This window comes from Methylobacterium sp. ARG-1, assembly GCF_001262595.1.
GTDB classification, from domain to species: Bacteria; Pseudomonadota; Alphaproteobacteria; order Rhizobiales; family Beijerinckiaceae; genus Methylobacterium; species Methylobacterium brachiatum.
The window spans coordinates 137,352-162,000 of record NZ_LHCD01000005.1; the positions used below are offsets into that span (position 1 = coordinate 137,352).

Genomic DNA, 24,649 nt, shown 5'->3' on the forward strand with positions numbered 1-24,649 from the left:
CGAGCGCAGCGAAGCAACCCAGTGATGCGCCACGTTTTGTGATCGCGTGCTGCACTGGCTTGCTTCGCTGCGCTCGCAATGACGGTGAGGGTCCGTCAACTGAAAGAGACGAACGACCTCAGGATTCGGGCGAGAACGGCACACCCGACGGTGCTCACCCGATCCGTCGCGACGCCCGCCACAGCCGCCACAGCCTGCGCCAGCGCGGCAGGTCGGTGATCGTATTGAGCGGGTCGTAGCTCGCCTGCTCCATCGTCGCGAGATAGGGCTCCACCAGGGCCACCGGCAGGAACGCCGTGCCGGCGAGCGGCGCGATGGTCGGGCGGGCGGCCTCGAAGGCCTTGAGATGGGTCCGGGCGAGGTCGCGCAGGTCGGCGCAGGCCCGGCGCAAACCCGGGCCGCCGCGGCCGCTGGTGATGTCCTCGCGGGTGACGCCGTAGCGGCCGAGCACGTCGGCCGGCAGGTAGACCTGGCCCGAGCGGGCGTGCCAGGGCAGGGCCCGGAGCAGGCCGGTGAGGCCGTAGGCCACGCCGGCATGGCCGGCGGCGCCCGCGCCACCCGGCTCGGTACCGTTGCCGATCACCAGGCTCGCCAGACGGAACAGGGCCGAGGCGGTCTCGCCGCAATAGCCCTTCAGGTCGTTCACCCGGGGCATCGGGTCCTCGTAGAGGTCGAACACCCGGGCGTCGATCAGATCGACGAAGGGCTGCCGCAGCAGGCGGTTCACCCGGATCGCCTCCTCGAGGGCCGCCGCCACCGGGTTGGCGCGGACATCGCCCCGGGCCTCGCCCTGAAGCGCATCGCGCCACCATTGCAGCCGGATCTCCCCGGCCATCGGGTTCGAGGCGGCCTCGCGCACCCGCGCGATGGTCAGGCTGAACGCGTAGAGAGCGAAGAGGTGCGGGCGGGCGGCGGCCGGGGCGAACAGGGTCGCGTAGTAGCGGTCGGGGTCGCCCTCCCGGACCAGCTGCTCGCAATGGGCCTGCGCGAAGGGCAGGCCGGTCTCGGCGGGCTTGTCATCGACCTCCGGCATCAATCGACCACGATCAGGGCGGCCGCGACCTTGCGGTTCTCGGCCACCAGGATGTTGTAGGTCCGGGCCGCCGCCCCGGTCTGCATCACGTCCAGCCCGACGCCGGCATCCTTGAGCCAGCCGCGCAACGACGGGTCGATCGCCGCGATGTCGAGGCCGGTGCCGATCAGGAGCAACTCGATCCCCGCCGCCTCGGCCTGGACCGGGCGCAGGGAGGTGCGGTCGATCGCCTTCGGGGAGGTCACGTCCCAGGCGCGTACCCCCGAGGGCAGGAGCAGGAGCGAGCCGCGATGCGACATCCCGGCGAAGCGGAAGCCCCCATTGCCGTAGGTGTCGATGATGTGGCGCCCCGGCACGAAGCCGGCGTCGAAGTTCTTCGGGGTCGCCTGTTCGGCCATCGCGTCAAAAATTACTCGGCGGGTTGCGGGACGCCGGAGCGCTCGGTCGCCGCCCGGGCGCCCGAGAGCATCAGCCCCAGATAGATCAACACCGGAGTCGAGACGAAGATCGCCGAATAGGTGCAGATCACGACGCCGCAGAGCATCACGATGGCGAAGCCCTTGATCGCCTCGCCGCCGAACAGGACCAGCGCCAGGAGCGACAGGCCCGACGAGATCGAGGTCATCACGGTGCGCGACATGGTCGAGTTGATCGACAGGTTCAGCAGGTCGACTGTGGGGATCGTCTTGTAGCGCCGCATCAGCTCGCGGGTTCGGTCGAACACCACCACGGTCTCGTTGAGCGAGTATCCGACGATGGTCAGGATCGCGGCGATCGAGGTCATGTTGAACTCGATGCGGGTGATGATGAACACCCCGACCGTCAGCACGATGTCGTGGAGCGTGCCGACGATGGCACCGAGCGCCAGCTCCCGCTCGAACCGGAACCACAGGTACAGCAGCACCGCGACCACCGACAGCACGACGCCGAGGGTGCCGGACTGGACCAGCTCGCCCGAGACGCGCGGGCCGACGGTCTCGGTGCGGCGGAAGTCGTAATCCGCGTCAAAGGCGGCGTGCGCCTTGTTCATCACCGCGGTCTGGCCCTGCTCGCCGGGCTGAAGCGGCAGGCGCACCAGCACGGTGCCCTGGTTGCCGAGTTCCTGCACCTCCGGCTCGCCGAAGCCGAAGCCCACCGCGGTGTGCCGGATCGCGGCCACGTCGGCGGTCCCGGACTTGGCCTGCAGCTCGACCAGGGTGCCGCCCTTGAAGTCGATGCCGAAGTTCAGCCCGATGGTGAGGAACAGTACCACGGTGGCGAGCGACAGCACCGCCGAGAGCGGAAAGGTCAGCCGCCGGAAGCGCATGAAGTCGAAATGCGATTCATCGGGCCAGAGGCGAAGCAAGCGCATGGTCGGGTCTCTTCTACAGGAGCCGCGACGAAGGAAGCCGGGGCGCGGGTCCCCTCTCCCGTTCGGGAGAGGGATAGGGTGAGGGGTGCGACCTGTCCGGGGAGACCTGATCCCTCACCCCAACCCTCTCCCGCACGGGAGAGGGGGCCTGTCGCGCCACCCGCGCTTCCTTCGACGATCTCCAAATAATCAGAACGGCAGGGCCTTCGGCCTGAACGTCTTATACCACACCGCGATCATCATCCGGGTCAGCGTCACGGCGGTGATGACGGTGGTGAGGATGCCGAGGATGAACACCACGGCAAACCCCTTCACCGGCCCGGAGCCGAGGAAGAACAGGATCAGCGCGGCGATCGCCATGGTCGAGTTCGAGTCGATGATCGTCGCAAACGCCCGGTCGAAACCGGCCTGGAGCGCCGAGATCAGCGAGCGGCCGGCATGGCTCTCCTCGCGCATGCGCTCGTAGATCAGCACGTTGGAATCGACCGCGGTGCCGATGGTGAGCACGATGCCGGCGATGCCCGGCAGGGTCATGGTCGCCTCCAGCACCGACATCAGGCCCAGGATCAGCCCGACATGGACCATGAGGGCGATGTTGGCGATGAAGCCGAAGGTCCCGTAAGTGGCGAACATGAAGCAGACGACGAGGCCCGCCGCCACCAGGGTCGCGAGCTTGCCGGCCTGGATCGAGTCCCGGCCGAGGCCGGGGCCGACGACGCGGCGCTCGACCACGGTGAACTTCGCCGGCAGGGCGCCGGCCCGGAGCAGCACCGACAGGTCGTTGGCCTGCTGAACCGTGAAGTTGCCGGTGATCTGGCCCGAACCGCCGGTGATCGCCGAGCGGATCACGGGAGCGGAGACCACCTCGTTGTCGAGCACGATCGCCATGCGCCGGCCGACATTCTCCGAGGTCGCCTGGCCGAAGCGCTGGGCGCCGCGCAGGTTGAATTTGAAGCTGACCATCGGCTCATGCGACTGCTGGTCGAAAGCCGGCTGGGCGTCGGTCAGTTCGCCGCCATCCGCCATGACCCGGCGCTCGACCGGGACCTTGGCGCCCTTCTCGTCCTTGGAGGGCAGCATGTCGACGTCGCCCGACGGGCTGTCGGCGAGCATGCGGAACTCGAGCTTGGCGGTGGAGCCCAGCAGCTTCTCCAGCCGCTCCGGGTTCTGCTCGCCCGGGACCTGGATCAGGATCCGGTCGGCGCCCTGCTGCTGGATCGAGGGCTCGGTGGTGCCGGTGGAATCGAGCCGGCGGCGGATGACCTCGATGCCCTGGCTGACCGCCCGGCGGGTACGGTCGGTGATGCCGGCATCGGTGAGCGTCAGGCGGATCACGCCGCCGGGCTGCTCGGTGATGTCGAGGGTGCGGGCGGCGGTCTGGCCGATCGCGCTGGTGATCGGCAGCGACAGTTCCTGCAGCTTCGGCAGGATCTTGGCCCGGGCCGCGTCGTCCGCGACCTTCACCTGGACGCCGCGCTGGAGCAGGCCGATGCCGCCGTCGGCGCGGACATTTTCCTGCTGGAGGGTGCGGCGCACGTCGTCGCGCAGGGCCTTGGCCTGGGAGGCGATCAGCTCATTCTGATCGACCTCCAGCAGCAGCTGCGAGCCGCCCTGGAGATCGAGGCCGAGCACGATGCCCCGGGTCGGGACGATCCAGGTCGGGAACCAGGACGGCAGGCTCGCCACGAAGCCCTTGCGCTGCTCGGGCGTGAAGAAGCTCGGCACCGCCAGCATCAGGCCGATCAGGATCGCCGCGAGGGTCGTGATGATCTTCGCACGGGAGAAGCGCAGCATCGGCCGGAGTTTTCTCTTTCGGGCCGGCGGGTTACGCCGGCCGCTTCATGGAAGGTGTCAGGCGGCCTTGGCAGGCCCGCCCTTGGCGCGGACCTCGGAGATCATCGTCCGCACGACCCGCACGCGGACGTTCGGGGCGATCTCGACCTCGATCTCGGGCTGGTCGTCCACGGCCTTCACCACGCGCCCGACCAGGCCGCCATTGGTGACGATCGTGTCGTCCCGGCGCACCGCCCGGATCAGCGCCTGGTGGTCCTTGACCCGCTTCTGCTGCGGTCGCAGGATCAGGAAATACATGATCACGAAGATCAGGACGAACGGGATCACCTGAAAGGCGATCTCCGCTCCGCCAGCGGCCGAAGCGGCCCCTTGCGCGAAGGCGGGGGTGATCAACGAGCGTCTCCTGCGATTGGCACGCAGGCCTGCCGCCGGATACGGCGTCCGCAGACCTGTCTGAAAGCGCGCGGACTATAGCCAGGGGCTTCCCGAAAGCAACGCCCCGCGCTCAGGCCGTCACAGCAGGCCGAGCACGGCCTCCGCGAAGGCGTCCGGCGCCTCCTGGGGAACGTTGTGGCCGACCCCCGCGACGATGGCGCGCCGGTAGGGCCCGGTGAAGTGCCGGGCATCGGTATCCTCTGCCGGGGGCGGGCCGACGCCGTCATCGGCGCCGAGCAGCGCGACCGATGGGACCGTGATCTCCGGCTGGGCCGCCAGAAGGGCCTCGATCTCGACGAGCGCCGGGTCACCGGGGACCAATCCGAAGCGGTGGCGGTAGGAATGGACCACCACGTCCACAAAATCTGGGTTATCTTCGAAGGATCGGGCGGTCCGGGCGTACATCTCCTCGGAGAATTGCCAGGTCGGGGACCAGAGCCGCCACAACAAGGCGCAGAATGACGCGCGGTTGGCCGCCAGGCCGGCGCGGCCGCGCTCGCCGTGGAGATAGTACTGGTACCACAACCTGTGCTCGATTTCCGGCGGGGCCGGATTGCCCGCGGCCGGGATATCCTGGATGTTGTAGGCCACGCCGCCGCTGACCAGCCCGGCCGCCCGGGCCGGCCAAAGCGCGGCCACCACGCAGGCCGCCCGGCCGCCCCAATCGTAGCCGGCGAGCACGGCCCGCTCGATCCTGAGGGCGTCCAGGAAGGCCAGGAGGTCGGCGCCGAGGGCTGCCTGCTCGCCGGAGCGCAGGGTGGCGTCGTCGCGGAACCGGGTGGGCCCGTAGCCCCGCAGATACGGGATCAGGCAGCGCACGCCGTCCGCGGCGAGGCGCTCGGCCACCGCGTCGTAGGCGTGGATGTCGTAGGGGAAACCGTGGAGCAGCACGGCCGGCTTGCCGTCCGGGGGGCCGACCTCCCGGTAGGCGACGTCGAGTACACCGGCCTGCACGCGCTTCATAGATCACGCCCTCGATGACGACGCCACCCTATACGACCCCCGCGCAATTGCCGCATGCGCTCTTGCCGGCGGCCCGATCCGCCCGACCTTGGGCGCGCTGACGGAACCGGGGGACACGACGCGATGGGCCTGCTCGACGGTGTGAAGACCATGATCGGCGACGTGGTCGCGGCGGCCGACCGGGCGGTCGTGAGCACCGGCAGCGGCAAGCTCGCTTTGGCGCTGGCCAAGTTCTACCCGGGCGGCCTGGTCGCCTTCCTGGACCGGCTGCGCGAGTCCGGTCACGGCGAGGCCGTCGAGTCCTGGATCGGGCCCGGGGAGAACCGCCCGGTCCCGGTCAACGCCATCGCGGCGTGCCTGCCGGATGCGGTCACCGAGCGGCTGGCCTACGATCTTAACCTGCCCGCCGGGCGGGTGGCGACGGCGCTCGCCGAGTTCCTGCCCGCGGCGGTCGCGGCCCAGAGCGAGGATGGCCGCCTGAAACCGCAGCCGAACTTCAGCATGCAGGTGCGCTGAGCCGCGCCGACGCGCTGACAAAGAAACGGCGGCCCCTCCCGGGACCGCCGCCTCAACCCTCGTCGTATCGTCTCAGTTGCTGGCGAGCTGGGACATCGGGTCCACGGGCGAGCCGCCCTTGCGGATCTCGAAGTGCAACTGCGGCGAGGTCACGTTGCCGGAGGCGCCGGACTTGGCGATGGTCTGGCCGCGCTTGACCTTGTCGCCGGGCTTCACGTCGATTTCGCCGTTATGGGCGTAGGCCGAGACGAAGCCGTTGGCGTGGCGCACCAGAACCAGCTTGCCGTAGCCCTTCACGTCCGAGCCGGCATAGGCCACGGTGCCCTCCTCGGCGGCCTTGACCGGCGTGCCTTCCGGCACCGCGATGTTGATGCCCTCGTTGCCCGAGGTGCCATAGCCCGAGATCACCCGGCCCTTGGCGGGCCAGCGGAAGCTCTCCGACGGCGTCGCGTCGGCGACCGACCCGGTGGCGGCGGGCTCGGGCTTGGCGGGCGCTGCGGCGGCGACCGGCTTCGGCGTCTCCTTGACGGCGACCTTCTCGGGCTTCTCGGCAGCGGCGGCCTTCTGGGCCGCCTCCTTGGCGGCCTTCGCCTCGGCGAGCTTCTGGGCGGCCTCGGCCTTCGCGGCCGCCTTGGCTTCGGCCTTGGCTTCCTGGGCCTTCGCCTCGGCCTTGGCCTTCGCGTCCGCCTTCGGATCGGCCTTCTTCTCGTCCGCCTTGGCGACCTGGCCGGGGCGGACATGCTGCTTCTTGTCGGCCTCCTTCACGGACGCCTCCTTGCGGGACTTCTCGTCCGCGGCCTTGCGGGCGGCGGTATCCCGGGCGAGCGCCTCCTTGCGGTCCGCCTCCTTCTCGGCGGCGGCACGCTTGGCGGCCTCCTTGGCCTCCTCGCGCTTGGCTTCCTCACGCTTGGCAGCCTCCTTGGCCTCCTCGCGCTTCGAGGCGACCTTGGCCTCGACCTGGCGCGCGTCCTCGCGCTTCTCCTCGGCGGCCCGGGCCGGACGCGCGGTCATCGGGGCGGCGGCCGGGTTCAGACCGGAGGCATTGTAGACCGGGATCACGATCTGCCGGCCGGGGGTGATCTGGCTGGCATTGGACAGGCCGTTGGCCGACAGGATCGCGGAGGCGGGCACCCCGAAGCGCGTCGACATCTGGTTCAGGCTGTCGTTCTTCGACACGGTGATCTGCGTGCCGCCCTGCGCGCTCCAGCCGGGGGTGCCGGTGGAGGCGACGCGGGTGGCCGGCGCGGCCGCCGGGGTCGGGGCCGGGATCGCCGTGGCGGCCGGGCGGGGAGCCGCACCGGGGGCGCCGAGCGCCTCGGACTGGATCCGGCCCGTGCGGATCGCCGGCGCCGGCTTGAGGCCGCCCTCCGGCAGGCTGCCGGTGGCGGCAGGCTCCGACGAGAAGGGGTTGGAGAATGGGTTGCTCAGGCGCGATGCGTCCGAGGAACAGGCGGCGGCACCGCCGCCGATGATGCCGATGAGGGCGACGCGCGACAGCGTCCGTAACCCTCGACCCGTACCACGCACCCGCATCGACGCACCCGTTTGCCTGACGCAACTTGATGCCCCAATGAAGACGGATTCAGGTTAAGCAACCGTTCCCGTCCGGCATATCCGTGACGCCGCCGCGCTCTGTTCGACAGGTCGTCAAAGTCTTCGCGGGATGAAACGCGGGGGTATGACCGTACCTTTCCCGGCCCGGCCGCGACCCCACATCGCAGCGATGTTTACCATTCGCGCCACCCGCGACAGCCTCGCCGACCTGCCCCGGATCGAGACCGCGCGCCTGTCGATCGCGGCGTTGCGGCCCGAGGATGCCCAGGATCTGCGCCGGCTCACCGACGACCCGGCGATCACCGCGGCGGTCGATTTCCTGCCGGCCCCGTTCACGGTGCGCGATGCCGAGCAGCTGATCCGCAGCGGCTCGCGCGGCCAGGACCACTTCCTCGGGGCCTGGACGCGCCCCGCGGGGGTGCTGCAGACGGGCGAAGGGACCTCCCCGGACCTAGCCGGACCCGACCTCGTCGGCGTGGTCGGCACCCATCTGCGCGGCCCCGGGGCGATCGAGATCGGCTACTGGATCGGCGGAGCGGCGCGCGGGCGCGGCTACGCCTTCGAGGCGGTCTCGGCGATCATCGGGCTTCTCGTCCGGCGTTTCCCGGCGCGGATCATCGTGGCGGAATGCCGCCCCGGCAACGTCGCCTCCTGGGGGCTGCTGCAGAAGCTCGGCTTCCGCGACACCGGGGAGGAGGGGCATCGTCCCGGCCGACGCCTGCTCCAGAGGGGCTGAGCGGCACCCGGCGCGATCACGCCGGCCCGGCGGGCAGCCTCCCGGCAGGTACCGTTAACTCGCGGCCTGAACCGCCTCAACGGGCGCCGCCTCGACGGGCTTTTGCCGACGCTTCTTCTTGTGACCGTCGACCTTGATCGTCCGCTCATCCTCGGACACGCGCTCGACCAGGGCGAAGCCGTGCAGCTCGGCGAGGCAAGCCAGATCCTTCGAGTGCTCTTCGGTCAAGGCATAGAAGGCGGCCCGCACGATATCCTTCTTGGTCGCATCGGGATGCTTCTCGCGGACGGCCGCGCGCAACGCCTTCGGCGTCATGCCGGGCGCGGCAACACTCCGCAACGTGTCCGACAAAGCCTTGATCTGCGGCATTTCCAGATGCCCCCAACCCACTCATGCACAACAGCAAAGGACAATACGTGACTCCGCGCCCACATCGCAAGTTCCGCGCGCTCATCGGCACGGATAACCCCTTCCGTTATCGGAGATCTACATCCCGGCATCTATGACGATAAAGATACTCTATACTTTAACTCACAGAGGAAGCCGGAATTCGATCCGTTCCCCGCCAGGCATCCGAATGTGTCGTCGCGCATGAAAAAACCCCCGGGCGGGTGCCCGGGGGTCGTCGAAAAGCCCAGCCCGGAGGCCGGTCCGGAGAATCGGATCAGAACGTGATGCCGGTCTCGACCATGTAGCGGTCCTGCGAGGTGCGGTTGCCGTAGCGGCCGAAGCCGGTACCGGGCGCGATCGTCCCGCCGTCCAAGACGGACGCGCGCGTGATGCCCCCGAGCTCGACATGGGCGTATTCGACCCGGAAGAAGTAGCGGTCGAACGTGAAGGTCGGCGTGACGGTCACCGAGAAGGCGTTGCTGCCGGGGCCGAAGCCGAGCAGGTTGGGGGTGGTCCCACCGCGCACGCCGGTCTGCTCGGTGTACTCGACGCGCCCGGCCAGGGAGAAGATGTCGTTGAAGGAGTAGGCGGCCAGAAGCGCGCCGCCGAAGGTCGACGCGCTGCTCGTGATCCCGACGCGCTCATCCCGCTCGACGTTGGTGAACTGGAAGTAGGGCGAGACGATCCATGGGCCGTTCGCGTAGGTGTAGTTGATGTTGAAGATGCCGCTATTCTGCTGGAAGTTCGGAGTGGCGAACTGGTAGCGCGGGCTGCGGTCGAGGGCGTTGGTGCGGCCGAGGTTGAGGCCGCCGTTCACGCCGATCGTGTTGTAGTCGTCGAGCTTGTAGGCGACGTTGCCGGTCAGCCAGCTGATCTCGTTGGAGAAGAAGCCGTCGGTGCCCGCGAGCGAGACCGAGAGCGGGCCGCTGCTGTAATTGACTTGCACGCCGTGGTTGATGAAGTTCTCCTGCACGAACAGGAGGCCGCGGTTGATGTTCAGGTTCTGGTAGGTGAACAGCAGCTCCGTGCCGATCAGGGTGAACATCCGCCCGCCCTGGACCGACCATTCATCGTTGATCTGGATCCGGCCGAAGGCCACCGGGACCGGTCCGAACAGCAGATCGGTCTGGGTGAACGTCCCGAGGGTCGGGAAGCCGAGCTGCGGGATCGAGTAGGCGCCCGCCTGAACGTAGAACTGGAATGCGCCTTCGGGCTTCTGGATGATGCCCTGGAGATTCGAGAAGTCGACCCGCGCCGAGCGGTCGCGGTCGTTCGGGGCGGCGGGCGTCGAGAACGACGCGAACGGGTTGGTCTGGGTGTAGGCGTAGCCGGTGACGGCGCCGCCGACATAGAGATCCCCCAGCGGGCCGGCCGAGAAGCAGGTCGGGTTCGGGTTGGCCTTGATCACGCCGCCATAGGCCGGGCCGATCAGCGTGGCCTTGCAGGGTTCGGCCGGGGGCGGCACGGGCACGGGGGCGGAGGCTTGCAGGTCGGCCGCGAGGATGCCGGTCGAGGAGAGCAGCACGGTGGCCAAGCCGGCCAGGGTGGATCGCTTCAGCATGGTGTCGCAGCTCGTTGGAATTGGTTCCCGGTTAAGCTGACACCGGCCCGCCGATGACACAAAAGCAAACAAATGGCACTTGCCTAGTTTTTAGTCATTCTTGCAGGGCCGCCGCGGGTCTGCAGAGAAATGTGGCTTTGTCGCCACAACAGCTTGTCCGGCGCCTGCGCGAAACCTCTTAAGGAAGTGTGACGCCGACGCGGGCCCGGATCAATAGTAACGAATCAGTCCCGCGGGCCGATCGGATCGCAGCGAAACCCGCCGAACTCCCCGCGGGCCAGGCGCTGAGCTAGGGCCGGCAAGAACAGCAGCGCCTCCTCGGCCAGACGCCAGGGCGGATTGACCACGATCAACCCGCTGCCGCACAGCCGCGTCGGGTCGTCCGGCCGGTCGATCAGGAGGTCGAGGCGCAGGGCCGGGCGGGGCAGGGCGGCGTCGAGATCCCGGACCATGCGGTCGATCGCGGCCGCATCCTTGATCGGGTACCAGGCCAGGAACAGGCCGGTCGGCCATTTCGCCACCGCCCGGGCGAGGTGGGTCCCGAGCCGCTCGATCTCGCCCGGCACCTCGTAGGGCGGGTCGATCAGCACGAGGCCGCGCCGCTCCGGGGGCGGGATCTGCGCGTTCACCGCCGTCCACCCGTCGAGGCTCAGGACCTTGGTGCGCCCGTCGCGCTCGTAGCGCTCCCGCAGGGTCGCGGCGTCCTCCGGGTGGAGCTCGACGAACACGCCCTTGTCGCCGGGCCGCAGGGCCTCGCGGATCACCGCGGGCGAGCCGGGATAGGCAGTGGCGCCATAGCGGGCCTGCACCGCCGCCACCGCCTCCCGGTAGGGCGCGAGCAACAGCTCGACCTCGGGCGCGAAGGGTTCGTCCATGCGGCCCCATCCGTCCCGCCACTCGCCGGTGCGGGAGGCCTCGTCGGCAGTCAGGTCGTAGACGCCCAGGCCCGCGAAGGCGTCGAGCGCCCGGAACGGCTTGTCCTTGAGGCAGAGATGGGCGAGCACCCGCGCCAGGACGAGGTGCTTGAGCACGTCGGCATGGTTGCCGGCGTGGAAGGCGTGCCGATAGTTCATGGCGTCGCCCTCAAGCGGATCCCGCGGTCCGGGTCCAGCCTCGAACCGCGAAAACGGTCAAAAAAGTCAGCGGGCGGCGTCGAGGGTGATTTCGGGCGCGCGGCAATTGCCGCGGGCGACCTCGGGGCAGGGGGTAAAGCCGCGCAGGTCCTTGGAGAAGCAGATCCGCACCTCCTGCAGCTGCCCGCGGGTGCAGGTCACCGCCATCATGTCCGGGCGCAGGCCGCGATTGGCGGCGACGAATTGCCGGGCGATCTCGATCGGCGCCAGACTCTGCGGGGCGCCGCCCTTCAGGCCGTCGGGAATCGTCACGGCGAGGCGCGCGTCGCGGGCGGCCTGGAAGTAGCGGGCCGGGTCGAGGCCGGAGCAGGTGCCGTGGGCGCGCCACTCGTGCCGGGCGAGGCCTTCGCTCGGATAGACCTGGCCGGCCACCTCGAGCGCCTGCCGGGTCGGCGCCCGCTCCACGGCGGAGCAGTTCTGCGGGTAGCCGCGGGTGTATTGCGGCCAGAGCCCGTGCACCACGAAGCCGAGGCCGCGGCCGGGGGTGCATTGCACGTCGTTCCGGCGTTCGCCGACGCCGGCGCAGTAGGTCGGCGACCACGACAGGGCCAGCACGTAGAAATCGAACGCGCCAGGCTCGCCCCGGCGGCTGAAGCCACCATAATCCTGGGCGGCGGCCGGCCCCGCGAGCAGCAGGCCGGCCAGGCAGGCGGCGCCGACGCGCATGATCAGGGCCGCGCCATCCGGCAGGCGGTGGCGTAGGCGTAGGCCAGGTCGCGGTCGAGGCCGTGGACGCAGAACTCGACACCCCAGGTCGCCCCGATGATGCCAAGGCTCTCGCGGACCGAGTAATCGACCTTGCGGCGCACGCCGTCCGACGTGGTGACGGTGGCCGAGCAGAACCGGCGCGGATAGGTGTCCAGCCCCCAGGGCCGCCAGGCGGTGCGCTCGATCGTGTCGAAGGACCGGATCGTCATCGACGAATTCCAGTACTTCGCCTCCTTCTCGGCGAAGTTGGTCGAGACCCGCTCCAGGACGCTCGGATCCTGGCAGCCCGGGATCTGGGCGTCGAACGGGAAAATCCGCTCCTCGGCGGGCTCGATATCCTCCCGGGCCGAGCGGGCCAGGGCCGGCTGCGCGACGGAGAGGAGGGCCAGCCCGAGGGCCAGGCTGTGAAGGATCGGGCGCATGGCGCGTGCCTCGGCGGGGGTGCTGTCCTGCATGCGCGAGACGATGGCCCCGCCGGGGCGCCAGTCAAGCTCCCGCATGCAAACAGGCACGCTTTAGCCGATCTGTGCGGCTCGGCCGCTACAGGTCCGGACCTCTTTTCGGGTCGCCGAAGACCGACCGTCTCAGTAGATCGGCCCCGTGCTCGGCGGCGGCGCGCCGAGCTGCAGCGGCTCGTCGTAATCCTGCGCCGGCTCCTCGGGGGCGGCGGCGATCCGGGGGGCGGGGCGGACCGGCGGCGCGGCGGTATAGGCCGAGGCCGCGGGCAGGCGGGCCGGGGCGCGGGCGACCTGGGTCGGGCTCGCGGCCTTCGACATCGGCGCGACGCCGTAGGGATCGTCCTCCTCGATATCCACCGGGGCCTGCGGGGCGGCCGGCTGGCGCGGCGGCGGCAGCGGGCGCGACAGGGGCCGCTCGGCGCCGGTCCCGAGCTGGGGCGTGAACTTGATCAGCGGCTGGCAGATCCGCTTCAGGCCGCGCGGGTCGTGCCGGGCGAGGTCGACGTGGATGTGGTCGTAGTGGAACACGTTCGAGCCCGGGGCCAGCACCGTGGTGAAGCGCTGGCAGGCGCCCAGGAAGATCTCACGCAGGAAGCCCTGCTCGGCTTCCGTGCCACGCCATCCACCCTTGATCGTGATGACGTGGCCGTCGGCGAGCTTGATCGACATCACGTCGATCGCGTTGCCGAAGCCGTGCTCGGAGAGCTTGGCGCCGGGCTGGTTGTTGCGCCCCCGGCAGGAATAGGAGCCGGCGTTGATCTCGGCCACCGGGACGCCGAAATACAGGTTCGCGGCGGGCTGGATCGTGTCGGCGAGCCAGGCCTCGGCCTCGGCGAGCGCCGGGCAGCCCAGGGTCATCCGCTGCTTCATCACAACCGTGCCGCCGGCCAGCCGCGTCACCCGGAAGGGCTGCTGCATGCCGCACGGGCCGGGCCCGTCCATCGCCGCGATCGGCGTGATGAACTCGGTGGGCTCGACGAGCTTCTTGGCCAGGCAGACTTGCTCCGCCTGGTCGCGCCACGGGTCGCGCCGCTCGAACCGGTTGATCGAGCAAGCGGTGAGCCCCGCGCCGAACAGCGCCAGGGCGGAGAACAGGGATACGCCACGCCACATGACCCAGACGATGCGCACGGTCGCGTAAAGCGTTCGTCAACGCCGATTCGCGAATGGCCCGGCCTGTGGCCTTCGAGAACCGCCCCCGGTCGCCGTGCGATCGGGGGCGGTTCTCAATCCTCGATGTCACGCGCTCGCTGAGGCCGAACCGGCCTCCACTTCGGCGGCGAGCGCTTGAGTTGACAGCGACCCGGCCCAGGGACTGAATACAGTATGCTGTCAATCCTCGACCTCCGCGCCCGCATCGAAGCCGGCACCCTGACGCCCGCGGGCGCGATCGACCTGTGCCGCGCGGCCCTCGCCGCACGGGAGCCGGAGTTGCGGGCGCTGGTCACCCTGGACGACGACCCGGCCATCCCGGATTCCGGGCCGCTCGCCGGCATCGCGGTCGGCGTGAAGGACATCATCGACAGCGCCGGGCTGCCGACCCAGATGGGCTCCGCGCTCTATGAAGGCTGGCGGCCCCGGGGCGATTCCGCGGTGGTGGCGCGCTTGAAGGGCCTCGGCGCGGTGGCCCTGGCCAAGACCACAACCACGGCGTTTGCCAGCAGCGACCCGACCGCGACGGTCAACCCGCACGATCCCGGCCACAGCCCGGGCGGATCCTCGGCGGGCTCGGCCGCCGCGGTAGGGGCGGGGCTGCTGCCCCTCGCGCTCGGCACCCAGACGGCGGGCTCGGTGATCCGGCCGGCGAGCTATTGCGGCTGCGCGGCGGTGAAGCCGTCCTTCCGGCTGATCCCGACGGTCGGGGTGAAGACCTATTCTTGGGCACTCGACACGGTCGGGCTGTTCGCCGCCGGGGTCGCGGACGTCGCCCACGCCCTGGCGCTGGTCACCGGCCGTCCGGAGATCGCCCGGGCCGAGCCCGGCTCGGCGCCGCGCATCGGCCTGGTGCGGCAGGATTTCGCCGAGGCGCCGGAGCCGGAAGCCGAGGCCGCCCTGGCCCGCGCCCGTCAGGCGGTCGAGCGGTCCGGGGCGCAGGTCACCGACCTCGCGCTGCCGCCGGAGCTGGCGCTCGCCTGGGAGCGCCACCGCATCATCCAGAATTTCGAGGGCCGGCTGGCGCTGGCCTGGGAATACGACGGCCACCGCGACGCGCTGCCGCCGCGGGTCCGGGAGCATCTCGATGCCGGCGCGGCGATTGCGGCTGCCGAATACGACGACGCCCGCCGCCACGCCCACCGGGCTCGCCGCGTGCTCAAGGGCCTGTTTTCCGCGTACGACGCGATCCTGACCTTCTCGGCCCCGGGCCCGGCCCCCGCGACCCTGGCCTCCACGGGCGATCCGCGCTTCAACCAGCTCTGGACCCTGATGGGCGTGCCCTGCGTGAACGTGCCGGTGCCGGGCGAACGCCTGCCGGTGGGCGTCCAGGTGATCGGCCGCTTCGGCGACGACGGCCGCGCGCTGGCGGTGGCCCGGATGATCGAGGACGCCCTGCGCGGCTGACGGGTCGCCAGCTGGGAGCGCACGTCCGAAACCCTTCGCTCACAGCTCGGGAAACTCCTTCGCGACGTGGTCGATGAGGGCCCGTACGGCGGGCGGCAGGCCGCGCCGCGTCGTGAAGACGAGGTGGACGATGCCGTCCTTGCTCCGCCAGTCCCGGAAGATGCGGACCAGCTTGCCGGAGGCCATATGCGCCGCGCAGGCATGGTCGGGGAGGAAGGCGACGCCCAGCCCGTCCGCGGCCGCGTCGCAGAGAACGGCGTAATCGGCGCAGGCCATGCGCGGCTCGTGGCGCAGCACATGCACGGCCCCGTCGTCGCGCTCGAGGGTCCAGGTGACTTCGCCCGCCTCGTCGTTGGTGCCGAGCGTCGCGAAGGACGCAAGATCCGCGATGTCGGCGCCGAGCTGGCTCGCTGTCTGCGGGCTGGCGACGAGTATCCAGCGCGAGTTGCCGAGCACGCGCATGGTGAGCGAGGCATCGCTCGTCAGCGCGCGGCGAACGCGCAGGGCGAGATCGACCCGCTCCTCGATGAGATCGACGGCCCGATCCGTCACGACGAGCTGGAGCTGAACCTTCGGGTAACGGGCGAGGAAGCCGCGCGCGATCGCGGAAATCACCTTCGCCAGATTCGCCGGGCAGCTCATCCGGATGCGGCCATGCGGCTCGGCCTGCGCTTCGGCGACCAGCGCCTCAGCCCGCTCCGCCTCCAGCATCATCGCGCGGCAGCGCTCGTAGAAGCTCTGCCCGACCTCGGTCACGCGGAAGCGCCGGCTGGAGCGCTCGATCAGCCGCACGCCGAGCCGTGCCTCCAGCGCCGAGATGCGGCGGCTGAGCTTCGATTTGGGCTCGCGCAGCGCCCGGCCGGCCGCGGCATAGCCGCCATGGGCCACCACCTCCGCGAAGTAGACGTAGTCGTTGAGATCGTGGCGCATCATCGTTCCCCAAGTGGAACGCTAAGTGCCAGTTTTGCCTTCTGCAAGGATCATCGTTGTCGGCGCATCTCTCTCGGCATCGGCCGCAGCGCCGCTGGACCCAAGGGAATGACGATGACCAACCGATTTGAGAACAAGGTGGTGGTGGTGACCGGCGCCACGAGCGGCATCGGCCTCGCGACCGCCAAGGCCTTCTCGCAGGAAGGCGCGTCCGTCTTCATCACCGGACGCCGTCAGGATGCGCTGGACGCGGCCGTGATGGCGATCGGCGGCCGCGTGACGGGCGTGCGCGGCGACATGGCGAACTTCGCCGATATCGACCGCCTCTACGATGCGGTCCAGCAGAAGCACGCGCAGATCGATGTCGTCTTCGCCAATGCGGGTGGCGGCGGGTTCGCCCCGCTCGGTGCCATTACCGAGGAACAGTTCGACCAGACCTTCGACACCAACGTGAAGGGCACGCTCTTCACCGTCCAGAAAGCCCTTCCGCTCCTGAAGGATGGCGGCGCGATCGTGCTGACCGGCTCGACCGCGGGCATCGAGGGGACGCCCGCCTTCAGCGTCTACTCGGCCAGCAAGGCGGCGGTGCGCAACTTCGCCCGCAGCTGGATCCTCGACCTCAAGGATCGCGGCATCCGCGTCAACGTCGTCAGCCCCGGCGCGACGCGCACGCCGGGGCTCGTCGGCCTGGCCGGCGAGGATGCGCAGAAGCAGCAGGGCCTTCTCGACGCCCTGGGCTCGCGGATCCCGCTCGGGCGTGTCGGTGAGCCGGAGGAGATCGCGAAGGTGGTTCTCTTCCTGGCTTCGGACGCGGCGAGCTTCGTCAACGGCGCCGAGTTCTTTGTCGATGGCGGCCAAGCGCAGGTCTGACCGAACCGGGCGAGGCCCGGGGCGATCGCTCCCACTGGTCCGGTCGCCGGCTCCAACCCCCGCCTGGCATCCCGAAGATTGCCAGGGCCTCCCAGAAGGGGTCCTGGCGCGGCCGCTGCCCGAGTCCTGCCCGGGCGCTGGGCCGACATTCCGGTTGACGAGGCAGGCGGGCGGCAACATGCTCGCCCCCCATGCCCAGGAACCGGCCCCTCTGTAACCGACGCCGACGTCGCTGCACCCAACCGGCGGCTCCTCGGGCTGCGCGTCGATCCGTGTCCTTCCGCGTCGTGACGGCCTCACCGTAAGCCCCGCCCGCCGGACCGGCCCAGGCCCGCGTTCCTGAACCTCCGCAGCCCTCGGCTCCGGGGGTTTTCTTTTGCCCGAACTCCAGAAGGACACCACCATGAGCTTCCGCGTCGGCATTGTCGGGATCAGCGGGTTTGGCGGCGGCGAGGCGATGCGCCTGATCGCGAGCCACCCGTCTTTCGAGTTGGTCTACGCCGCGGGCGAGGGCAGCGCCGGCAGCCGCTTGGTGGAGCGCTTTCCCGGCGTCCCGGCCAGGCTCGCGCAGCTGAGGATCGAGCCATGGGACCCCGAGGCCCTGCCAAAACTCGACGTGCTGTTCGCGTCGCTGCCCACGGGCACGTCGGAAGCGGCGCTGGCGCGCGTCCCCACGGATGTGAAGATCGTCGATATCGGCGGCGACCACCGCTACGTCGGGAATTGGGTCTACGGCCTGGCCGATGTCTGGCCAGCTCAGATCGCGGGCCGGACCCGCGTCGCCAACCCAGGCTGCTTCCCCGCGGCGACGCTGACCGCGCTGGCACCGCTGCTGGCCGACAGGCTGATCGAGCCCGGCAACATCGTGATCGACGCCAAGACCGGTCTCTCCGGAGCCGGCCGGGGTGGCGCCGACAGCCGGTTCGGCTACGCCGAGACCAACGAGAACCTCGTGCCCTACGGCCTGCTCGACCATGTCCACATGCCCGAGATCGCCGAGACGATCGAGCGGCTGAGCGGCGGAAGCGCGGCCGGACTGGTGTTCACGCCCCATCTGGTGCCGATGACCCGCGGCATCCTCGTCACGATCTATGGCCGCGGCCAGGCCACCGCGAGCCAGTGCCTGGACGCGGCCCGGCGCTTCTATGCCGGTCGGGCCTTCGTCCGCGTGACCGACAGGCCGCCGCAGACCAAATGGGCGACCGGCTCGAACCTAGCCTTCATCAGCTATGCGGCCGACCCCGCGCGCAACCTGGTGATCGCGATGGGCGTGGTCGACAATCTCGGCAAGGGCGCCGCCGGTCAGGCGGTGCAGAACGCGAACCTGATCTGCGGCCTGCCGGAAACCGCGGGGTTGGACGGCGCGCCGATCTGGCCGTGACCGCGGCGCGCCGCGCGCCTCAACTGCTCGGCTGCTCGTGGAGAGTGTCCTCCACGTAGAGCTGCTCCAGCAAGACCTTGATCACCGCCATCAGGGGCAGCGCGAGGGCGATGCCCCAGAGGCCGAAGATCACGCCCAGGATCAGCTGACCGGCGAAGATCGTGGCCGGCGGGATGTCCAGCGCCCGCTTCTGGATGAACGGCGTCAGCCCGTAGCTCTCCAGGCACTGCACCGCCAGGTAGACGCCGATGGAGCCGATGACCGCCTTCAGGCCCGAGGCCAGGGCCGCCAGGATGATCACGAGACCCGCCACCAGCGGGCCCACAGTCGGCACGAAGGCCAGCAGCCCGGCCTGGAGGCCGAGGATCAGCGCGCCGCCGATCCCCAGGAAGGCCAGCCCAGCCCAGGTGCAGACGAAGATCACCGCCATGATGATCAGCTGGCCGAACAGCCAGTGCCGCAGGGTCTCGCCGGCGCCGTCGAGGACCTTGGCCGCGCGGCGGCGCTTCTGCGGAGGCACGAAGCGCAGCACCCCGTCGCGGTAGGCCTCCGGGTCGGCCGCGAAGGCGAGCCCCAGGAAGGCGATCACCAGCAGGTTGCCGAGCGCGTCGAACAGCCCGAGGATCACGGCCGCCGCCGGCCCCAGGACGCTGCCCGCATCGGACACGATCGAGCTGCTGCCCTTGAGCAGGCCGTTGGCGAGGCCGCCGAGACCGCCCTCCCGCTGGCTCGCGTCGGTGGAGCCGTCCTTGCCGCCGCCCTGCGGGGCGAGGCTCGGCACGTCGATGCCGCGCTCGGACAGCCAGCTCGACACGGTGCCGGCCTGGTCCTTGATCGTGGTGCCGAGGTCGCGCCCCTGCTGCACGATGGTGGCGCCGCCATAGGTCCCGAAGCCGATCGCCGCGACCGCGACCGCGAGGCTCGCGATGGTCAGGCGCACGCCCCGGGGCAGGGGCAGGACGCGACCGAGCCCCCGGGTCAGGCCGTCGAGGAACACGCCGAGCAGCACGCCCGCGAAGATCAGCAGCAGCGTGCCCACCGACATCCAGGCGAGCGCCAGCGCCGCCGCGAAGCAGACGACGGCGATGCCCGAGGCCGCCAGCGGCAAGGCTCCCTGCCAGGGCCCGACCGGGCCGTCCAAGTCCCGAGATTGACCGTCCGTCATCACCGCTCCCGTACCGCGGGCTCACGAACGCCGCGGGCCGGCCATGGTCAAGTGTGGCTCTCTACCAGCTTGTGTGCGGTGCGCCGAGACCGGACGGCGTTTCGCGCGTTGTCCGCCCGCGCAGCCGCTCCCGCAGGGAGCCGGGCGCCCCCAGGAGAGACCGCGTGAGCAGCAACGAGCCCCATACCCATTCCCTCGGCCCCGGCCGGACCGTGGATACGGGGGACCAGCTCAGCAGCGTGGTTCTCCTCGGCCTGGCGATCGCGGGCGGCCTCGCGGCCGTGCTGCTCAACGCGATCCTGTAGACCGGATCAGCTCCAGCGCTCGGCCGCCGCATCGTCGTGGGCGGCGGCCTCGACCCAGCCGCCGGTGGTGCCGTCGGCCAAGTGCTCGCGCTTCCAGAACGGCGCGCGGGTCTTGAGATAATCCATCAGGAAATCCGCCGCCTCGAAGGCCGCGACCCGGTGGCTCGAGGCGGTCACCACCAGCACGATGCCGTCGCCCGGCGACACCAAGCCGTGCCGGTGGATCACCCGCAAGGCCTGGAGCGGCCAGCGGGCGACGGCCGCCTCGGCGACCCGGAGGATCTCGGCCTCGGCCATGCCGGGGTAATGTTCGAGCTCCAGGGCGGCGAGGCGCCCGCCCTCGTCCCGGCACAGGCCCGTAAAGGTGACGATCGCGCCGGCCCGGCCGCCGAGTTCCGCGCCGATCCGGGCGATCTCGGCGGCGGTGTTGAAGGGCTCGGCCTGGATGGCGACGCTCGGGGCGGGGGCACTCATGGTCGGGTCCAACGATCCTCGTCCGGCGGTCCTCGGGCGGCGCGGGATGCTCCCGCGCCTGTCACACCCGGCCGCGCCTCTATATGGCACGCTGAGCCGCATTCGCCCGCGGGCGCGATCGGTTGGCAATCGGCGGAGAAGGATGACCGTGTGACCCCCGACCTGATCCTGCCCTACGCGGGCGTCCTGCCGGATTTCACGAGCCGCCCGGTCTGGTGCGGGCGCGGCAGCACGGTGATCGGCGCCGCCCGCATCGGCACGCAGGCCTGGATCGGCGACGAAGCGGTGATCCGCGCCGACGGGCAGACCATCACCCTCGGGGACCGGTTCTGGCTCGGTCACCGCTCGACGGTGCATATCGCCACGCTCACCCACGGGACGCAGGTGGGTGACCGGGTCACGGTCGGGCGCAACAGCGTCGTGCATGCCTGCACGGTGGGCTCCGACGTCGTGATCGAGGACGACGTGGTGATCCTCGACGGGGCCGAGATCGGCGACCACGCGGTCATCGAGGCCGGCGCGACCGTGTTCCCCCGCATGAAGCTCGAAGGCGGCCACGCCTATGCCGGCAGCCCGGCGCGGCCGAGCCGGCCGGTGGGTCCGGACGAGGTCGCCGAGCGGGCCGAGCGCCTGCGCGAGCGGATGGGCGACGGCGCGGCCGCCGAACCCAGGCAGCCGCCCGAGGTCGAGAACAGCGTGTTCGTCGCCCGCACCGCGCGCCTGCGCGGCCGGGTCAGCCTCGGCGCCGGCGCCAGCGTGCTGTTCTGCTGCGACCTGAACGCCGAGGTCGGGCCGATCGTGGTCGGGGCCGACACCAACATCCAGGACAACACCACGATCCGCACCCGGGCCGAGGGCGTGGTGATCGGGCGCGACACGACCATCGCGCACAACGTCCGGATCGCCGATTGCCGGATCGGCGCCCGGGCGCTGATCGGGATCGGCGCCACGGTGGCGCCCGGCACGCTGATCGCCGACGACGTCATGCTGGCGGCCGGCGCCACCACGGATCCCGGCCAGATCCTGGAGGCCGGCTATCTTTGGGGCGGCCGCCCGGCCCGGATCCTGTCCCCCCTCGACGCCGAGAAGCGCGCGATGATGATCCGCATCGTCGAGGGCTATTGCCAGCACGGCCGCGAGTATCGGGCCGCGCAGGCGGGGGTGGGTTAAGACCGTCTTGCATCTCCTGTGCGGCCGATCGATGAGCCCGGACAGGGCACGGGAATCGCTGTGCGAACGTCCTTGCCGACGGGTTATTCTGTAACTACGATATTACCGTGCATTTGGTCTGGGATGAGCGCAAGCGCGCGATCAACCTGCGCCCCGAGCCGGAGGGGCATGGTCTTGATTTCATCGATGCCCGCGACCGTTTCGAATGGGACAGCGCCGTCATCGTTCCGACCTATCCGGGGCCGGACGGCCGCCCGCAATTCATCGCCATCGGCTGACTCGACGAGCATTTGCGGGCGCTGGTGTTCTCGCCGCTCGGGACGGAGGCGGTGACGGCCATCAGCCTCCGCCCGGCCAGCCGCAAGGAGAGGAGCCTCTATGACCAAGCGTAAGGCAGGCCCGATTAGCGACGCCGAGGAGGCCCGGATCCAGGCCGCGATCGCCCGCGATCCGGACGCACCGGAGATCACCGACGAACAGGCCGCGCAGGCACGTCCGGCCTCCGAGGCCCTGGATCCGGCACTCTTCGCGAGACTCACGCAGCGTGGCCGTCCGAGATCGGAGACACGCAAGAAGCTCGTGACCCTGCGCCTGCCGCCGGACGTGATCGAGGGCTATCAGGCCACCGGCCCAGGCTGGCAGGTGCGGATGGGGGAGGTTCTCGCGGCCGGCCTCAGGACCAGCACCCGCGGTCGCAAGCGGACAGCGTGACGCGGGCGGGCATCGCCCCTGTCACGCCAAGATGACCAGCGCAAAAAATTAGTGCTGCAGGATCTTCGACAGGAAGGTCTGGGCGCGCTCGGAGCGGGGGCTGCCGAAGAAGTCCTCCTTCTTGGCATCCTCGACGATCTCGCCGCGATCCATGAAGATCACCCGATCGGCGACCTTGCGGGCGAAGCCCATCTCGTGGGTCACGACCATCATGGTCATGCCCTCCTTGGCGAGCTCGACCATCACGTCGAGCACCTCGCCGACCATCTCCGGGTCCAGCGCCGAAGTCGGCTCGTCGAACAGCATCACCACCGGGTTCATGGCGAGCGCCCGGGCGATCGCCACACGCTGCTGTTGGCCGCCCGAGAGCTGGCCCGGGAACTTGTCGGCATGGGCGCTCAGGCCCACCCGGGCCAGCAGGTCGAGGCCGCGCTTCTTCGCGTCCTCGGCGCTGCGCCCCAGGACCTTGCGCTGGGCGATGGTCAGGTTGTCGGTGATCGACAGGTGCGGGAACAGCTCGAAATGCTGGAACACCATGCCGACCCGGGAGCGGAGCTTGGGCAGGTTGGTCGCCTTGTCGGCGACCTTGGTGCCGGCCACCGTGATCTGGCCCTTCTGGAACGGCTCGAGGGCGTTGACGCACTTGATCAGGGTCGACTTGCCCGAACCCGACGGGCCGCAGACCACCACGACCTCGCCTTTGGCGACCTTGGTGGTGCAGTTGGTCAGCACCTGGAAGTCGCCGTACCATTTGCTGATGTTGTCGATGGCGATCATCGTCTCGCCGGGGGCCGCATCCGGCACGCCGGCGACGAGGGTGCCGGGCTGCAGCCCGGCATCCCGGGGGGCGTGGGCGGCGTCGGCGACGGGCTCCTTGACGGACGGGGCCGGCATCGGGGTCGAGGTCATGGCGCGGACTCCAGTGTCGGTCAGCGGATGATGGCGACGCGGCGCTGCAGGCGACGCACCAGGAACGAGGCCGTGAAGCAGATCACGAAGTAGACGATGGCGGCGAAGATATACATCTCGACGAGGCGGCCGTCGCGCTGGGCCACCTTCGAGGCGGCGCCCATGAAATCGGTGAGCGAGAGCACGTAGACCAGCGAGGTATCCTGGAACAACACCACGGTCTGCGTCAGCAGCAGCGGCAGCATGTTGCGGAAGGCCTGGGGCAGCACGACGTTGGCCATGGTCTGCCAGTAGTTCATGCCGAGCGCCAAGGCCGCCCCGGTCTGCCCCTTGGGGATCGACTGGATGCCCGCGCGCATGATCTCAGAGAAGTAGGCCGCCTCGAAGGCCATGAAGGTGATCAGGGCCGACGGGAAGGCGCCGACCTGGATCGGGGTCGAGGCGCCGGTCAGGTAGGCGCCGATATACGGCACCAGGAAGTAGAACCAGAAGATCACCAGCACGAGCGGCAGCGAGCGGCATAGCTCGACATAGCCTTTGGCGATGTGGCTGAGCCCCGGCACGCTCGACAGCCGGGCCATCGCCAGCAGCGTGCCGATGATCACGCCGCCGATCGCCGCCATGGCGGTGAGCGTCACCGTGAAGACCATGCCCTGACCGAACAGGTAGGGCAGGGACGAGAGGATGACGTTGAAGTCGAAATTCGAGAGCATCGGGGCCTGTTCGCGGTGGCCGTGCGCCGGCGGAGCGGGGAGGTCGGGGGGCGGGCCGGCGCCTCAGCGCTGGCCCGGGATCGTGACGGCGCGCTCCAGGAAGGTCGCGGCGGTGACAACCACGAGGTTGATGATCACGTAGAGCAGCGTCGCCGCCGTGAACGCCTCGAACACCTGGAACGAGAATTCCTGCATCGAGCGGGCCCGGGCGGTCAGCTCCAGGAGACCGATGGTCAGGGCCACGGAAGTGTTCTTCAGGTTATTCAGGAATTCCGAGGTCATCGGCGGCAAGATGATCCGGTAGGCGTTCGGCAGCAGGACGTACCGGTAGGTCTGGTAGACCGTGAAGCCCATCGCGGTGCCGGCCATGCGCTGGCCGCGCGGCAGCGACTGGATGCCCGCCCGGACCTGCTCGGCCACCCGCGAGGCGGTGAAGAAGCCCAGGCACACCACCGCGGTGTAGAACGGCGCATCGGGCAATTGCTTGATCGCGTCGCCGAACTGCGTCGGCACCACCTCGGGCAGCACGAAATACCAGAGGAACATCTGCACCAGCAGCGGCACGTTGCGGAACAGCTCGACATAGGCCGTGCCGATCGCGTTGGCGGTCTTGGACGGCAGAGTCCGCATCACCCCGATCAGGGAGCCGAGGAAGAACGCGATGATCCAGGAGCAGAGGGCGGTCGCGATCGTCCACATGAGCCCGGAGAGCAGCATGTCGAGATAGGTGCCGTTACCCTCCGGCGAGGCGTCGAAGAAGATCCGCCAGTTCCAATTGTAGTTCATCGCGCCGGTTCTATCCTGATCTTGCAAACACGCACCGCGGGATC

28 protein-coding genes are annotated in these 24,649 nt (G+C 69.9%); 9 read left to right on the top strand and 19 right to left on the bottom strand.

Annotated features, from left to right (window positions below; all coding sequences use genetic code 11):
• Positions 1 to 154: 154 nt before the first annotated feature.
• From AKJ13_RS07980 to AKJ13_RS08005, 6 genes are all read right to left on the bottom strand, one after another.
• Positions 155 to 1,033 (bottom strand): phytoene/squalene synthase family protein, encoded by an 879-nt coding sequence (locus AKJ13_RS07980; protein ID WP_050732877.1) that lies wholly within the window; start codon positions 1,031 to 1,033, stop codon positions 155 to 157.
• On the bottom strand, positions 1,033 to 1,431 hold the full coding sequence (locus AKJ13_RS07985) for an MTH938/NDUFAF3 family protein (RefSeq protein WP_050732878.1): 399 nt from the start codon (positions 1,429 to 1,431) through the stop codon (positions 1,033 to 1,035). The genes AKJ13_RS07980 and AKJ13_RS07985 overlap by 1 nt, the downstream gene beginning before the upstream one ends.
• An 11-nt stretch (positions 1,432 to 1,442) precedes the next feature.
• The gene (gene secF / locus AKJ13_RS07990) at positions 1,443 to 2,384 is read right to left on the bottom strand and encodes a protein translocase subunit SecF (protein WP_050732879.1); all 942 of its coding nucleotides are present in this window, start codon (positions 2,382 to 2,384) and stop codon (positions 1,443 to 1,445) included.
• Positions 2,385 to 2,573: 189 nt separating this feature from the next.
• Positions 2,574 to 4,178 carry a protein translocase subunit SecD gene (secD, locus tag AKJ13_RS07995; RefSeq protein WP_050732880.1) on the bottom strand — a complete coding sequence of 535 codons (1,605 nt, stop codon included), beginning with the start codon at positions 4,176 to 4,178 and terminating at the stop codon, positions 2,574 to 2,576.
• A gap of 57 nt (positions 4,179 to 4,235) precedes the next feature.
• Positions 4,236 to 4,571: a preprotein translocase subunit YajC gene (gene yajC, locus AKJ13_RS08000; RefSeq protein ID WP_007562493.1), complete on the bottom strand. Its 336-nt coding sequence runs from the start codon at positions 4,569 to 4,571 to the stop codon at positions 4,236 to 4,238.
• Between the two features lie 120 nt (positions 4,572 to 4,691).
• Entirely contained in the window at positions 4,692 to 5,576 is an 885-nt protein-coding gene (locus tag AKJ13_RS08005; protein WP_050732881.1) for an alpha/beta hydrolase, read from the bottom strand.
• Between the two features lie 54 nt (positions 5,577 to 5,630).
• Between AKJ13_RS08005 and AKJ13_RS08010 the strand changes: the two genes are divergently transcribed.
• A complete protein-coding gene (locus AKJ13_RS08010; RefSeq protein ID WP_280137104.1) occupies positions 5,631 to 6,092 on the top strand; it encodes a YidB family protein in 462 nt (153 codons plus the stop codon).
• Between the two features lie 72 nt (positions 6,093 to 6,164).
• On the opposite strand, the gene AKJ13_RS08015 is transcribed toward AKJ13_RS08010, so the two are convergent.
• Positions 6,165 to 7,625, bottom strand: a complete 1,461-nt coding sequence (locus AKJ13_RS08015) for a peptidoglycan DD-metalloendopeptidase family protein (RefSeq protein ID WP_050732883.1) — start codon at positions 7,623 to 7,625, stop codon at positions 6,165 to 6,167.
• Positions 7,626 to 7,815: 190 nt separating this feature from the next.
• On the opposite strand from AKJ13_RS08015, the gene AKJ13_RS08020 reads away from it, so the two are divergent.
• A complete protein-coding gene (locus AKJ13_RS08020; RefSeq protein WP_050732943.1) occupies positions 7,816 to 8,382 on the top strand; it encodes a GNAT family N-acetyltransferase in 567 nt (188 codons plus the stop codon).
• A gap of 54 nt (positions 8,383 to 8,436) precedes the next feature.
• Here AKJ13_RS08020 and AKJ13_RS08025 read toward each other — a convergent pair whose 3' ends face one another.
• From AKJ13_RS08025 to AKJ13_RS08050, 6 genes are all read right to left on the bottom strand, one after another.
• A complete protein-coding gene (locus AKJ13_RS08025) occupies positions 8,437 to 8,751 on the bottom strand; it encodes a hypothetical protein (protein WP_050732884.1) in 315 nt (104 codons plus the stop codon).
• A 295-nt stretch (positions 8,752 to 9,046) separates the two neighbouring features.
• Complete coding sequence (locus tag AKJ13_RS08030) at positions 9,047 to 10,333, bottom strand: porin (RefSeq protein ID WP_050732885.1); 1,287 nt, start codon at positions 10,331 to 10,333, stop codon at positions 9,047 to 9,049.
• A 224-nt stretch (positions 10,334 to 10,557) separates the two neighbouring features.
• Complete coding sequence (gene rlmJ / locus AKJ13_RS08035) at positions 10,558 to 11,406, bottom strand: 23S rRNA (adenine(2030)-N(6))-methyltransferase RlmJ (protein ID WP_050732886.1); 849 nt, start codon at positions 11,404 to 11,406, stop codon at positions 10,558 to 10,560.
• Positions 11,407 to 11,472: 66 nt separating this feature from the next.
• Positions 11,473 to 12,132, bottom strand: coding sequence for a ribonuclease T2 (locus AKJ13_RS08040; protein WP_050732887.1), 660 nt, complete (start codon positions 12,130 to 12,132; stop codon positions 11,473 to 11,475).
• A 2-nt stretch (positions 12,133 to 12,134) separates the two neighbouring features.
• A complete protein-coding gene (locus AKJ13_RS08045) occupies positions 12,135 to 12,596 on the bottom strand; it encodes a hypothetical protein (protein ID WP_007562510.1) in 462 nt (153 codons plus the stop codon).
• Positions 12,597 to 12,758: 162 nt separating this feature from the next.
• On the bottom strand, positions 12,759 to 13,745 hold the full coding sequence (locus tag AKJ13_RS08050; protein WP_050732944.1) for an extensin family protein: 987 nt from the start codon (positions 13,743 to 13,745) through the stop codon (positions 12,759 to 12,761).
• 213 nt (positions 13,746 to 13,958) lie between these two features.
• Between AKJ13_RS08050 and AKJ13_RS08055 the strand changes: the two genes are divergently transcribed.
• Positions 13,959 to 15,191, top strand: a complete 1,233-nt coding sequence (locus tag AKJ13_RS08055; protein ID WP_050732888.1) for an amidase — start codon at positions 13,959 to 13,961, stop codon at positions 15,189 to 15,191.
• Between the two features lie 39 nt (positions 15,192 to 15,230).
• Here AKJ13_RS08055 and AKJ13_RS08060 read toward each other — a convergent pair whose 3' ends face one another.
• Complete coding sequence (locus AKJ13_RS08060; RefSeq protein WP_050732889.1) at positions 15,231 to 16,124, bottom strand: LysR substrate-binding domain-containing protein; 894 nt, start codon at positions 16,122 to 16,124, stop codon at positions 15,231 to 15,233.
• Positions 16,125 to 16,235: 111 nt separating this feature from the next.
• On the opposite strand from AKJ13_RS08060, the gene AKJ13_RS08065 reads away from it, so the two are divergent.
• Together AKJ13_RS08065 and argC are read left to right on the top strand one after the other, a co-directional pair.
• Positions 16,236 to 16,991, top strand: coding sequence for an SDR family oxidoreductase (locus tag AKJ13_RS08065; protein WP_050732945.1), 756 nt, complete (start codon positions 16,236 to 16,238; stop codon positions 16,989 to 16,991).
• 403 nt (positions 16,992 to 17,394) lie between these two features.
• Positions 17,395 to 18,372 (top strand): N-acetyl-gamma-glutamyl-phosphate reductase, encoded by a 978-nt coding sequence (gene argC / locus AKJ13_RS08070; protein ID WP_050732946.1) that lies wholly within the window; start codon positions 17,395 to 17,397, stop codon positions 18,370 to 18,372.
• Positions 18,373 to 18,391: 19 nt separating this feature from the next.
• Here argC and AKJ13_RS08075 read toward each other — a convergent pair whose 3' ends face one another.
• On the bottom strand, positions 18,392 to 19,537 hold the full coding sequence (locus AKJ13_RS08075) for an AI-2E family transporter (RefSeq protein ID WP_050732890.1): 1,146 nt from the start codon (positions 19,535 to 19,537) through the stop codon (positions 18,392 to 18,394).
• A 164-nt stretch (positions 19,538 to 19,701) separates the two neighbouring features.
• On the opposite strand from AKJ13_RS08075, the gene AKJ13_RS32220 reads away from it, so the two are divergent.
• A complete protein-coding gene (locus tag AKJ13_RS32220; protein WP_200905604.1) occupies positions 19,702 to 19,842 on the top strand; it encodes a hypothetical protein in 141 nt (46 codons plus the stop codon).
• 6 nt (positions 19,843 to 19,848) lie between these two features.
• Here the strand turns inward: AKJ13_RS32220 and AKJ13_RS08080 are convergent, their stop codons facing one another.
• Positions 19,849 to 20,316 carry a molybdenum cofactor biosynthesis protein MoaE gene (locus tag AKJ13_RS08080; RefSeq protein WP_050732891.1) on the bottom strand — a complete coding sequence of 156 codons (468 nt, stop codon included), beginning with the start codon at positions 20,314 to 20,316 and terminating at the stop codon, positions 19,849 to 19,851.
• Between the two features lie 150 nt (positions 20,317 to 20,466).
• On the opposite strand from AKJ13_RS08080, the gene AKJ13_RS08085 reads away from it, so the two are divergent.
• The 3 genes from AKJ13_RS08085 to AKJ13_RS08090 all read left to right on the top strand — a co-directional run bounded on the left by AKJ13_RS08085 (position 20,467) and on the right by AKJ13_RS08090 (position 22,197).
• Positions 20,467 to 21,486 (top strand): gamma carbonic anhydrase family protein, encoded by a 1,020-nt coding sequence (locus tag AKJ13_RS08085; protein ID WP_050732892.1) that lies wholly within the window; start codon positions 20,467 to 20,469, stop codon positions 21,484 to 21,486.
• 107 nt (positions 21,487 to 21,593) lie between these two features.
• A complete protein-coding gene (locus AKJ13_RS32580; RefSeq protein WP_244471544.1) occupies positions 21,594 to 21,764 on the top strand; it encodes a hypothetical protein in 171 nt (56 codons plus the stop codon).
• Between the two features lie 100 nt (positions 21,765 to 21,864).
• A complete protein-coding gene (locus tag AKJ13_RS08090; RefSeq protein WP_050732893.1) occupies positions 21,865 to 22,197 on the top strand; it encodes a BrnA antitoxin family protein in 333 nt (110 codons plus the stop codon).
• 48 nt (positions 22,198 to 22,245) lie between these two features.
• On the opposite strand, the gene AKJ13_RS08095 is transcribed toward AKJ13_RS08090, so the two are convergent.
• The 3 genes from AKJ13_RS08095 to AKJ13_RS08105 all read right to left on the bottom strand — a co-directional run bounded on the left by AKJ13_RS08095 (position 22,246) and on the right by AKJ13_RS08105 (position 24,605).
• Positions 22,246 to 22,974 carry an amino acid ABC transporter ATP-binding protein gene (locus AKJ13_RS08095; RefSeq protein ID WP_039902772.1) on the bottom strand — a complete coding sequence of 243 codons (729 nt, stop codon included), beginning with the start codon at positions 22,972 to 22,974 and terminating at the stop codon, positions 22,246 to 22,248.
• Positions 22,975 to 23,126: 152 nt separating this feature from the next.
• Positions 23,127 to 23,819, bottom strand: a complete 693-nt coding sequence (locus AKJ13_RS08100) for an ABC transporter permease subunit (protein WP_050732894.1) — start codon at positions 23,817 to 23,819, stop codon at positions 23,127 to 23,129.
• Positions 23,820 to 23,882: 63 nt separating this feature from the next.
• Positions 23,883 to 24,605 carry an amino acid ABC transporter permease gene (locus AKJ13_RS08105; RefSeq protein WP_050732895.1) on the bottom strand — a complete coding sequence of 241 codons (723 nt, stop codon included), beginning with the start codon at positions 24,603 to 24,605 and terminating at the stop codon, positions 23,883 to 23,885.
• Between the last annotated feature and the right edge of the window lie 44 nt (positions 24,606 to 24,649).

Excerpts from the sequence above, each read along its gene's own strand:
- AKJ13_RS07980 (WP_050732877.1), bottom strand. The coding sequence starts at position 1,033 with ATGCCGGAGGTCGATGACAAGCCCGCCGAGACCGGCCTGCCCTTCGCG.
- AKJ13_RS07985 (WP_050732878.1), bottom strand. The coding sequence starts at position 1,431 with ATGGCCGAACAGGCGACCCCGAAGAACTTCGACGCCGGCTTCGTGCCG.
- secF (WP_050732879.1), bottom strand. The coding sequence starts at position 2,384 with ATGCGCTTGCTTCGCCTCTGGCCCGATGAATCGCATTTCGACTTCATG.
- secD (WP_050732880.1), bottom strand. The coding sequence starts at position 4,178 with ATGCTGCGCTTCTCCCGTGCGAAGATCATCACGACCCTCGCGGCGATC.
- AKJ13_RS08005 (WP_050732881.1), bottom strand. The coding sequence starts at position 5,576 with ATGAAGCGCGTGCAGGCCGGTGTACTCGACGTCGCCTACCGGGAGGTC.
- AKJ13_RS08010 (WP_280137104.1), top strand. The coding sequence starts at position 5,631 with ATGCGCTCTTGCCGGCGGCCCGATCCGCCCGACCTTGGGCGCGCTGAC.
- AKJ13_RS08015 (WP_050732883.1), bottom strand. The coding sequence starts at position 7,625 with ATGCGGGTGCGTGGTACGGGTCGAGGGTTACGGACGCTGTCGCGCGTC.
- AKJ13_RS08020 (WP_050732943.1), top strand. The coding sequence starts at position 7,816 with ATGTTTACCATTCGCGCCACCCGCGACAGCCTCGCCGACCTGCCCCGG.
- AKJ13_RS08025 (WP_050732884.1), bottom strand. The coding sequence starts at position 8,751 with ATGCCGCAGATCAAGGCTTTGTCGGACACGTTGCGGAGTGTTGCCGCG.
- AKJ13_RS08030 (WP_050732885.1), bottom strand. The coding sequence starts at position 10,333 with ATGCTGAAGCGATCCACCCTGGCCGGCTTGGCCACCGTGCTGCTCTCC.
- rlmJ (WP_050732886.1), bottom strand. The coding sequence starts at position 11,406 with ATGAACTATCGGCACGCCTTCCACGCCGGCAACCATGCCGACGTGCTC.
- AKJ13_RS08040 (WP_050732887.1), bottom strand. The coding sequence starts at position 12,132 with ATGCGCGTCGGCGCCGCCTGCCTGGCCGGCCTGCTGCTCGCGGGGCCG.
- AKJ13_RS08045 (WP_007562510.1), bottom strand. The coding sequence starts at position 12,596 with ATGCGCCCGATCCTTCACAGCCTGGCCCTCGGGCTGGCCCTCCTCTCC.
- AKJ13_RS08050 (WP_050732944.1), bottom strand. The coding sequence starts at position 13,745 with ATGTGGCGTGGCGTATCCCTGTTCTCCGCCCTGGCGCTGTTCGGCGCG.
- AKJ13_RS08055 (WP_050732888.1), top strand. The coding sequence starts at position 13,959 with ATGCTGTCAATCCTCGACCTCCGCGCCCGCATCGAAGCCGGCACCCTG.
- AKJ13_RS08060 (WP_050732889.1), bottom strand. The coding sequence starts at position 16,124 with ATGATGCGCCACGATCTCAACGACTACGTCTACTTCGCGGAGGTGGTG.
- AKJ13_RS08065 (WP_050732945.1), top strand. The coding sequence starts at position 16,236 with ATGACCAACCGATTTGAGAACAAGGTGGTGGTGGTGACCGGCGCCACG.
- argC (WP_050732946.1), top strand. The coding sequence starts at position 17,395 with ATGAGCTTCCGCGTCGGCATTGTCGGGATCAGCGGGTTTGGCGGCGGC.
- AKJ13_RS08075 (WP_050732890.1), bottom strand. The coding sequence starts at position 19,537 with ATGACGGACGGTCAATCTCGGGACTTGGACGGCCCGGTCGGGCCCTGG.
- AKJ13_RS08080 (WP_050732891.1), bottom strand. The coding sequence starts at position 20,316 with ATGAGTGCCCCCGCCCCGAGCGTCGCCATCCAGGCCGAGCCCTTCAAC.
- AKJ13_RS08090 (WP_050732893.1), top strand. The coding sequence starts at position 21,865 with ATGACCAAGCGTAAGGCAGGCCCGATTAGCGACGCCGAGGAGGCCCGG.
- AKJ13_RS08095 (WP_039902772.1), bottom strand. The coding sequence starts at position 22,974 with ATGATCGCCATCGACAACATCAGCAAATGGTACGGCGACTTCCAGGTG.
- AKJ13_RS08100 (WP_050732894.1), bottom strand. The coding sequence starts at position 23,819 with ATGCTCTCGAATTTCGACTTCAACGTCATCCTCTCGTCCCTGCCCTAC.
- AKJ13_RS08105 (WP_050732895.1), bottom strand. The coding sequence starts at position 24,605 with ATGAACTACAATTGGAACTGGCGGATCTTCTTCGACGCCTCGCCGGAG.